The sequence below is a fragment of the Gramella sp. KN1008 genome (genome assembly GCF_004332155.1).
Classification (GTDB): domain Bacteria; phylum Bacteroidota; class Bacteroidia; order Flavobacteriales; family Flavobacteriaceae; genus Christiangramia.
This window is the reverse complement of sequence record NZ_SJDV01000014.1, coordinates 31,390-40,776: the sequence shown is the minus strand read 5'-3', so window position 1 is coordinate 40,776 and position 9,387 is coordinate 31,390. Positions and strand designations below refer to the sequence as shown.

The 9,387-nt window shown below is 40.0% G+C and carries 10 protein-coding genes; 5 read left to right on the top strand and 5 right to left on the bottom strand.

The window, feature by feature from the left end:
• The 5 genes from EZJ28_RS16130 to rplT form a co-directional block, all read left to right on the top strand.
• A partial coding sequence (locus EZJ28_RS16130) for a hypothetical protein (RefSeq protein WP_207388478.1) occupies positions 1-296 on the top strand: 296 nt, incomplete at its 5' end.
• A 156-nt stretch (positions 297-452) separates the two neighbouring features.
• Positions 453-2,405 (top strand): threonine--tRNA ligase, encoded by a 1,953-nt coding sequence (gene thrS / locus EZJ28_RS15580; protein WP_131399574.1) that lies wholly within the window; start codon positions 453-455, stop codon positions 2,403-2,405.
• Positions 2,406-2,426: 21 nt separating this feature from the next.
• On the top strand, positions 2,427-2,975 hold the full coding sequence (infC, locus tag EZJ28_RS15575) for a translation initiation factor IF-3 (RefSeq protein WP_347562612.1): 549 nt from the start codon (positions 2,427-2,429) through the stop codon (positions 2,973-2,975).
• Between the two features lie 73 nt (positions 2,976-3,048).
• On the top strand, positions 3,049-3,246 hold the full coding sequence (gene rpmI / locus EZJ28_RS15570; protein ID WP_011708523.1) for a 50S ribosomal protein L35: 198 nt from the start codon (positions 3,049-3,051) through the stop codon (positions 3,244-3,246).
• A 130-nt stretch (positions 3,247-3,376) separates the two neighbouring features.
• On the top strand, positions 3,377-3,721 hold the full coding sequence (rplT, locus tag EZJ28_RS15565; protein ID WP_131399570.1) for a 50S ribosomal protein L20: 345 nt from the start codon (positions 3,377-3,379) through the stop codon (positions 3,719-3,721).
• Positions 3,722-3,774: 53 nt separating this feature from the next.
• On the opposite strand, the gene EZJ28_RS15560 is transcribed toward rplT, so the two are convergent.
• From EZJ28_RS15560 to EZJ28_RS15540, 5 genes are all read right to left on the bottom strand, one after another.
• Positions 3,775-4,197, bottom strand: coding sequence for a secondary thiamine-phosphate synthase enzyme YjbQ (locus EZJ28_RS15560; RefSeq protein ID WP_131399568.1), 423 nt, complete (start codon positions 4,195-4,197; stop codon positions 3,775-3,777).
• Positions 4,198-4,217: 20 nt separating this feature from the next.
• On the bottom strand, positions 4,218-5,402 hold the full coding sequence (locus EZJ28_RS15555; protein WP_242670144.1) for an asparagine synthetase B: 1,185 nt from the start codon (positions 5,400-5,402) through the stop codon (positions 4,218-4,220).
• 139 nt (positions 5,403-5,541) lie between these two features.
• Positions 5,542-7,098: a replicative DNA helicase gene (dnaB, locus tag EZJ28_RS15550; protein ID WP_131399566.1), complete on the bottom strand. Its 1,557-nt coding sequence runs from the start codon at positions 7,096-7,098 to the stop codon at positions 5,542-5,544.
• Positions 7,099-7,267: 169 nt separating this feature from the next.
• Positions 7,268-8,221, bottom strand: a complete 954-nt coding sequence (locus tag EZJ28_RS15545) for an acetyl-CoA carboxylase carboxyltransferase subunit alpha (RefSeq protein WP_131399564.1) — start codon at positions 8,219-8,221, stop codon at positions 7,268-7,270.
• Between the two features lie 85 nt (positions 8,222-8,306).
• Complete coding sequence (locus EZJ28_RS15540; protein WP_131399562.1) at positions 8,307-9,383, bottom strand: LptF/LptG family permease; 1,077 nt, start codon at positions 9,381-9,383, stop codon at positions 8,307-8,309.
• Positions 9,384-9,387 lie beyond the last annotated feature (4 nt).

The following is a 9,387-nucleotide window of genomic DNA, read 5'->3' as shown; positions in this document are numbered from 1 at the left end:
CAACAACAAAACCCTTACCTGCTCCACAACCCCTTCCAAATGAACATCACTTCGTTTCCAAAGCGGGTGCAAATATAAAACGACTATCCTTTCCAATCCAAATAATTTTAAAGAAAAAATTTAAAATTATTCCTAAGCCATTTTCAGCCTTAAGCCCTATTCCCATTACTGTCAGTGAACATCCGCTCCCTGCGAAAGCGGCTGCAAATATACACTCATTCTTTCCTTACCAACAAACTTTTTCTAAAGTATTTTTGGAATATTTCTCACCCTTCAACCTAAACTTCTATATCTGAGTAATTTCGGTATCAAAAAAAATAAGAACCCCTCAATATCATCACAGAAAAACCATCTTTTTCCACCCAACGAATAATATCACTGCCTATATCTATATATGTATTGCGCAACCAATTTCAACATCTTATCTTTGTGCCCTTAAAAATCAATATAAAATGATCAAGATTAGCCTACCCGATGGTAGTATTAAGGAGTTTAAAAAAGGAACTACTCCAATGGAGGTGGCAAAGAGCATAAGTGAAGGCCTTGCCCGGAATGTGATTTCAGCTAAGTTTAATGACACTACGGTTGAAACGACAACACCATTAAATACCGACGGAGATCTTGTTCTATTTACATGGAGAGATGACGAGGGAAAAAAGGCTTTCTGGCATTCTACCTCACATGTTATGGCCCAGGCTATCCAGGATCTTTATCCGGGAGCCAAACTCACCATAGGTCCGGCTATTGAAAGAGGGTTCTATTATGATATAGATTTCGGCGATCAAAAGATCTCTGAGTCTGATTTTAAAAAGATCGAAGACAGAATGCTGGAAATAGCGCGAGGCAAACATGATTTCCAGATGAGAGAGGTTTCAAAACAGGAGGCTCTTGATTTTTATAAGAACGAAGAAAATCCATTCAAAGTTGAACTCATCGAGAATCTTGAAGACGGCGATATAACCTTCTGCGACCACGATACCTTTACCGATCTCTGTCGTGGAGGACATATTCCGAACACCGGGATCATCAAAGCAGTTAAATTGATGAACGTTGCCGGAGCATACTGGCGTGGAGATGAAAATAATCCACAGCTTACAAGAGTGTATGGTATTTCATTTCCTAAACAGAAAGAACTTAAAGAATATCTCGAGTTACTTGAAGAGGCCAAGAAGAGAGACCATAGAAAATTAGGTAAAGAACTAGAACTTTTCACTTTCTCACAAAAAGTTGGTCAGGGACTCCCATTGTGGCTTCCAAAAGGCGCAGCTTTAAGGGAACGTCTTGAAAATTTCCTAAAGAAGGCCCAGAAGAAAGCCGGATACGAAATGGTTGTGAGTCCACATATAGGTAGTAAAGAATTATATGTTACTTCCGGGCATTATGCCAAATACGGTGAAGACAGTTTTCAGCCTATCAGTACACCCAATGAGGGTGAGGAATTCATGTTGAAACCCATGAACTGTCCACACCACTGTGAAATGTACAATTCATCATCATGGAGTTATCGTGACCTCCCGAAGAGATTTGCAGAATTCGGTACAGTTTACAGATACGAACAAAGCGGGGAACTTCATGGCCTGACAAGAGTTCGTGGGTTCACCCAGGATGATGCACATATATTCTGTACACCAGAACAACTGGACCAGGAATTCAAAAATGTGATCGACCTTACCTTATATGTATTCCGTTCACTCGGATTTGAAGATTTTGTAACCCAGGTTTCTTTAAGGGATCCTGAGAACAAGGATAAATATATAGGTTCTGACGAGGTATGGGAAAAAGCAGAACAGGCGATTATCAATGCTGCCGAAGAAAAAGGCCTGAACTATGTGATTGAAACAGGAGAAGCGGCTTTCTATGGACCTAAACTGGATTTCATGGTAAAAGATGCGCTGGGGAGAAGCTGGCAGCTTGGAACCATTCAGGTGGATTATAATCTACCGGAAAGATTTGACCTTACCTATAAAGGAAGTGACAATGAGTCACATCGCCCGGTAATGATCCATCGTGCACCATTTGGAAGCATGGAAAGGTTTGTAGCCATCCTTTTGGAGCATACAGGTGGCAACTTTCCGCTGTGGCTAATGCCTGAACAGGCTATTATTCTCTCACTCAGTGAGAAATATGAAAAATACTCCCAAAAAGTTTTAAGTTTACTTGAAAATCACGAAATTCGCGCCCTTGTAGACAATAGAAACGAAACTATTGGTAAGAAAATAAGGGAAGCAGAAGTGAATAAATACCCTTATATGCTGATAGTTGGAGAACAGGAAGCTGAGGATGGTACGGTTTCTGTACGAAGACATGGCGAAGGAGATTTAGGCACAATGAAGATTGAAGAATTCGCAAATTTGATAAATACAGAAATCAATAGTACCTTAAAGCCTTTCAAAACTGAAGTTTAATTAAAATTTTGAGCCATAGCAATACGAAGAAGAAAACCCAACAAATTCGGTAGACAAAAAGAAGAACAACACCGAATTAACGAGAAAATCAAAGCAGACGAAGTACGTTTGGTTGGTGACAACGTTGAAATGGATGTATATCCTACAAAGAAAGCACTTTCCATTGCACAGGAAATGGGGCTTGACCTGGTAGAGATTTCTCCAAATGCCAAACCACCGGTGGTGAAGGCCATGGATTACAAAAAGTTTCTTTATGAACAGAAGAAACGTGAGAAAGCCATGAAAGCTAAAGCCAGTAAGGTAGTTGTAAAGGAGATTCGTTTTGGCCCTAATACAGACGATCACGACTACGAGTTCAAAAAGCGAAATGCTGAGAAATTCTTGAAAGATGGAGCAAAGCTTAAAGCTTTTGTATTCTTTAAAGGTAGATCTATAGTATTCAAGGACAAAGGAGAAATCCTTCTTTTAAGACTGGCACAGGATCTTGAAGAATACGGAAAGGTAGAGCAAATGCCGAAATTGGAAGGAAAACGTATGACTATGTTCATGGCTCCTAAGAAAACGAAATAAGAACCTCTCAAGAAAAATTTGAGGTTTTAGATATTTAAGAGAATAAGAGAGTTAATTATAAAAAAGGACAGCAATGCCTAAGATGAAAACGAAATCCAGCGCCAAGAAGCGTTTTAAGCTAACCGGAACTGGTAAAATCAAAAGAAAGCACGCGTTTAAGAGTCACATCTTAACAAAGAAGTCTAAGAAACGTAAGCTAGCCTTAACTCACAGTACTTTGGTACATGATGCAGATAAGGACAATGTAAAACTTCAATTACGTTTAAAGTAAACTGAAGTTTTCGGTTTAATTAATTTTTTAACCATGGAGTCGGGCAACACTTCGATTGTGCTCATTGAGACAGTTGGAAGTTCAAGTTAAAAGTGTCGTTTAGACCGCCTGCTACAAAAAAATGTAAAATATGCCAAGATCAGTAAATTCAGTAGCCAAAAGGGCACGTAGAAAAAAAGTTTTAAAGCAAGCAAAAGGTTATTTCGGACGTCGTAAGAATGTTTGGACCGTTGCTAAAAATGCGGTTGAAAAAGCTATGCTTTACGCATACAGAGACCGTAAAGCCAAGAAACGCAATTTCCGTTCACTTTGGATTATGCGTATAAACGCTGCTGCCAGAGAAAATGGAATGTCTTATTCACAATTTATGGGGAAACTCAAAGCCAGCGATATAGGGCTTAACCGTAAGGTTCTTGCAGACCTGGCGATGAACAACCCAGAAGCTTTTAAAGCGATTGTTGAAAAAGTAAAATAAAACGATTACACTCTCTTATATAAGAATCCCGCCAGTTTGGCGGGATTTTTTTATTAATGCCCATAGGCCGTTAGAACCAGATTTCGCGCTCCTCCGTGATTGCGATGTTCACATAAATAGACGCCCTGCCAGGTTCCAAGGTTCAACCTGCCACCCGTAAGCGGAATCTGGACTGAAGTACCGGTAAGGGAAGATTTGATATGGGCAGGCATATCGTCCGGCCCTTCGGCGGTATGCTTATAATAAGACTGGCCTTCAGGTACCATTTTATTAAAATGACTTTCAAAGTCTTCCAGCACCGTAGGATCTGCATTTTCATTTATTGCCAGACCCGCTGAAGTATGCTTTATAAAAACCTGTAAAAAACCCGTTTCAATACTCCTTATTTCGGAAAACTGATTAAGAATCTCATCAGTAATAAGATGAAAACCACGTTCTCTGGCCTTTAATTTTATTTCCTTCTGAAATATCTTCATATCAAGACAAAATCAATTTATTAAGTCTTCTGTTCTTTCTTTTTAGCAGCCGGAAACAGAACATTATTAAGAATAAGCCTGTAACCTGGTGAGTTAGGATGTAACTCCAGTTCTGTCTTTGGGTCCCCTACCCGGTGCTGATAATCTTCCGGATCATGCCCTCCATAAAATGTAAAAAAGCCTTTGCCTTTAATTCCGTGTATATACCGGGCCTCTCCATTCAATTTGCTTTCGCCCATAATAAGCACTCCTGGCTTGACCGTGGAAGGATCATAACTGGTAGTCTGCCCCATAAATCCTTTGACCAGACGGGTATGATTCTGGGTAAGCATTGTTGGCACCACATCCCATTTTGCTGAATAATCCATTAAAGTGAAATAATCACTTTCTTTCGGAATTTGCCTTTTCGCGGTCATATCTATACTGGAAAACTCATAGACCATAGGACTTCTTTCCAGTTCAAAATCGGTAAAAGCAAAAGTCTTATTGAAGTCAATTTTCGATTGATAGCCCGGTTCACTTGGATCACCATCGAACATGGCTTCGGCAATATCAACCCCTTCAGCCGCGAGTGCAATATCAAAACTATCAGTTGCACTGCACATTGCGAACATGAATCCACCGCCCACCACATAATCCCTGATCTTCAGAGCGACTGCAAGCTTTTCTTCCGAAACCTTGGAATACCCCAATTCCGCTGCCAAATCTTCAGCTTGCTTTTTCTCTTCAATATACCAGGGAGCAGTGCGAAAGGTTCGGTAAAATTTGCCATACTGGCCTGTAAAATCCTCATGATGCAAATGCAGCCAATCATAGAGCACCAATGCATCATTCAGTACTTCCCTGTCGTAAATAGTTTTATAGGGTATCTCAGCATATGTAAGAGCCATTGTAACCGCATCATCCCAGGGTTTGTTTCCCTGAGGACTATAAACTGCAATTTTAGGTGCTTTTTCCAGGGCCACAGATTCCATATTTTTAGAAGGACTACTGATCTCTTCCAAAATACTCTGAGCCAAATTATCACTTATAAGCTCAAAATCCACCCCCCTAATCTGGCACTCTTTTCTAAGCCTTTCAGAGTCAGAAATAAGGAAAGAACCACCCCGGTAATTAAGGAGCCAGTTCACATTCAACTGGTTCTCTAAAGAATAGTAAACTATTCCATATGCCTTTAGATGATTGCTTTGCGATTCGGCATCCATAGGGATAAGAATTTTAGAAGCAAAGGAGGAAATGCTTAAAAGCAGAAAAAAAGAAAGCAGCAAAGTCTTCTTAAATACCTTGCTGCCTATAATATTATTAGATATAGTTTTCTCCCTAGCCGAATTCAGCTTGTTTTCATTAGAACGGAACGTCATTATCATCATCATCAAAATCACTGTTCATTGAACTTCCAAAAGCCTCATCGGCACTTGGATTTGGTAAATTGTAATTCCCAAAGTCATTATCCCCTTCAGAACTATTCATACTGGAAGGAATTTCTGATGGGAAACTAAAGTCTTCTAAATTATCAAATTTACCGAGTTCTCCAATGAATTTAAGCCTGATATTTTCAAGACCACCATTACGGTGCTTGGCCACAATGAATTCTGCCTGTCCCTGTGTAGGTGTTCTTTCTTCATCGTCCCACTCCTCGATTTTGTAATATTCAGGACGATAAATGAATGATACAATATCGGCATCCTGCTCGATCGCTCCAGATTCCCTAAGGTCTGATAGTAACGGACGCTTACTTCCTCCCCTGGTCTCCACCGCACGGGAAAGCTGTGAAAGCGCGATTACCGGCACATTCAATTCCTTGGCAAGAGCCTTTAAGTTACGTGAGATCGTAGATATCTCCTGCTCCCTGTTACCACCTTTCTGACTTCCTCCTGCCGTCATCAACTGCAGATAATCGATCACGATCATTCTGATGCCATGTTGAGAAGCAAGTCGGCGTGCTTTCGCTCTAAGGTCAAAAATTGAAAGCGATGGCGTATCATCTATAAAAAGAGGTGCTTTCTCAAGATCTTTAACCTTGACATTTAACTGCTCCCATTCGTGTTGTTCTAATTTTCCTGTCCTCAATTTTTCAGAAGAAAGACCTGTTTCGGAAGATATCAAACGGGTTATAAGCTGAACCGAAGACATCTCCAGCGAGAAGAAAGCGACGGGAATCCCCTGATCTACAGCAATATTTCTAGCCATAGACAGTGTTAAAGCTGTTTTACCCATACCAGGACGAGCTGCAACGATAATAAGGTCTGATGGCTGCCATCCTGAAGTTAGCTCATCCAGTTTTTCGAAACCGGAAGGCACTCCACTTAAACCTTCTTTATTGGAAATCTCCTGAATTTTCTTTTTGGCCTGCATTACCAGACTCTGGGCTGTTTCTGTTGAACGCTTGATATTCCCCTGAGTTACCTCATATAATTTTGCTTCGGCACTATCCAGAAGATCAAAAACATCGGTTCCCTCGTCGTAAGCTTCTTCAATGATCTCATTTGAAATCTTGATAAGGCTACGCTGGATATATTTCTGCAGGATAATACGCGCATGAAATTCGATATGCGCGGAACTGGAAACCTTCTGGGTAAGCTGGATGAGATAATAGTCCCCACCTACCTTATCAAACTGGCCATCTTTTTTTAACTGATTGGAAACGGTTAATAAGTCAATAGCCTCTGAATTATCGAATAATTTTTTAACAGCCTCATAAATAAGTTTATGGGCGTTCTTGTAAAAGGCTTCAGGATGGAGGATGTCGATGATCTCGTCCACACCTTTTTTATCTATCATCATAGCCCCAAGCACAACCTCTTCTAAATCAACGGCTTGCGGAGGGACTTTTCCTTTTTCTAAACTTACAACATTAGGTCTTTTATATGTAATATTCTGGGGGGAGGTGATTTTTTCCATAAAAACGAAAGTAAAAAATTTGTTAAGACATTCTTAAAGAAACATCTCTAACTTACTTAACAGGTAATCAACAATTTACCTGTTAATAAGTTTCATTTGCTGTTAATAAGGTAAAAAAAATCCGGATATATTTTTCCGGATTTTCCATGATGTTATATAAACAAAGAACTTATCCTTTGAACACGCCCATGTCCAAATACTTATCCATTCTTTTTTCTACCAGATCTTCTGGTGATAAGTTTTTAAGTTCAGAATAAGCTTTGGAAATTGAAGATTTTACCTTATTATAAGTTTCCTCTTTATCGCTATGTGCTCCACCTAAAGGTTCCTTTATAATCTCATCAATCAGCTTTTGCTTTTTCATATCGGTAGCGGTAAGTTTAAGAGCTTCAGCCGCCTGTTCCTTATATTCCCAGCTTCTCCATAGGATCGAAGAGCAGGATTCAGGAGAAATTACCGAATACCAGGTATTTTCCAGCATCATTACTTTATCTCCAACTCCTATTCCAAGGGCTCCTCCACTTGCACCTTCACCTATTATCACTACAATAATAGGCACCTTAAGCCTCGTCATTTCCAGAATATTTCTGGCTATGGCCTCTCCCTGTCCTCTTTCTTCAGCCTCAAGGCCGGGATAGGCTCCGGGAGTATCAATGAAACTTACTACGGGGACTCCAAATTTCTCAGCAGATTTCATTAACCTAAGGGCTTTTCTATAACCTTCAGGATTGGCCATTCCGAAATTCCGGTACTGCCTCGTCTTGGTGTTATAACCTTTCTGCTGACCGATGAACATATAACTCTGGTCATCTATCTTTCCAAGTCCTCCGATCATCGCCTTATCGTCACGTACATTCCTGTCTCCATGTAGTTCAAGGAAAGTGTCTCCGCAAATGGCATTGATATAATCTAAAGTATATGGTCTGTTAGGATGCCTGGAAAGCTGAACTCGTTGCCAGGGAGTAAGGTTCTTATAGATCTCCTTCTTCTTTTCAATAAGTTTCTTCTCAATCTGCCTGCAGGTAGCAGTAACATCAACTTCGCTTTCTTCACCTATATTACATGCCTTGGCATACTGTTCTTCAAGCTCTTTGATGGGTTGTTCAAAATCTAAATATTCCATACAGGTTATGGTATTTAACTTTTATAGCTTACAAATATAACAACTTTGAAAGGATAGAATTTCCTGAAAGGCTTTAATTTTTCAATTAACGTTTAGCACGATATAAAAGGATTACGGCAAGTACCCCAAATACCACGTTAGGAAACCAAACGGCAATCAAGGGGGAAAAGCTGGATTGCTCTGCCATTGTTCCAAATACCTTATCAAAGAAAATAAAAATAAAGGCCAGAGTAATACCTACCGCCAGGTTTACACCCATCCCTCCTCTTCTTTTAAAGGAAGCCACCGCCACCGCGATAATGGTAAGGATAAAGGCAGAAATCGGGATACTCCAACGTTTATAGGCAACTACAAGATATCGATTTATATTTCCCGAGCCTCGTCTTTTTTCCTTATCTATAAAGTCGTTAAGTTCAGTGTAATTAAGTGTTTCGGCTATGTAAGACTCGGGCGTAAGATCGTCAAATTCAAATGGAAGCACAGTATCCAGGGTTCTCATGAACATAATACTGTCTTCTTCCTTCCCTATGATCCTTTTATCCACCCTTGTTAACTGATAAGTACTGTCTTCTTCATTATATCTTAGATTGGAAGCGCTTATCTTGAATTTAAGCTCGTTCCCTTCAAAATGCTCAAGGGTAAAGTTACGCGCCGACTTTGACTTGGGCTGAAAGTGACTGGCATAAATATATTCATTATCATTCACCTGCCTGTAAACATCATTAGTCTCCTGGGTTTGCTGTCCCCGCTTGAGATACTGATATTTAAACTCATTAAATCCCTTACTAGCCTGAGGAGCCAGATACATCGCCAGGATAAGAGCTCCAATACACACGATAGTTGCGCCTACAAGATATGGCCTTAAAAAACGGTAGAAGGATACCCCACTACTCAAAAAGGCAACAATCTCTGTGTTCATCGCAAGTTTAGAGGTGAACCAGATCACCGAAAGGAACAGAAAAATCGGAAATAAAAGATTGGCAAAATAAACTGTGAAGTCTATATAATAATACACCACTTCCATGAACGGCACCTCATTTTCCAGGATCTTGTCAATCTTTTCGGCCAGGTTCACGGTTATCCCAATAGGGATAAAAAGGACCAGCATCATTATGAAAGTCCCTAAATAACGCTTAAGTATGTACCAATCAAGAATCTTCAATTCT

What these genes read in the sequence shown, in the direction of transcription:
- thrS (WP_131399574.1), top strand. Translation starts at nt 453, where the DNA reads ATGATCAAGATTAGCCTACCCGATGGTAGTATTAAGGAGTTTAAAAAA.
- rpmI (WP_011708523.1), top strand. Translation starts at nt 3,049, where the DNA reads ATGCCTAAGATGAAAACGAAATCCAGCGCCAAGAAGCGTTTTAAGCTA.
- rplT (WP_131399570.1), top strand. Translation starts at nt 3,377, where the DNA reads ATGCCAAGATCAGTAAATTCAGTAGCCAAAAGGGCACGTAGAAAAAAA.
- EZJ28_RS15560 (WP_131399568.1), bottom strand. Translation starts at nt 4,197, where the DNA reads ATGAAGATATTTCAGAAGGAAATAAAATTAAAGGCCAGAGAACGTGGT.
- EZJ28_RS15555 (WP_242670144.1), bottom strand. Translation starts at nt 5,402, where the DNA reads ATGGATGCCGAATCGCAAAGCAATCATCTAAAGGCATATGGAATAGTT.
- dnaB (WP_131399566.1), bottom strand. Translation starts at nt 7,098, where the DNA reads ATGGAAAAAATCACCTCCCCCCAGAATATTACATATAAAAGACCTAAT.
- EZJ28_RS15545 (WP_131399564.1), bottom strand. Translation starts at nt 8,221, where the DNA reads ATGGAATATTTAGATTTTGAACAACCCATCAAAGAGCTTGAAGAACAG.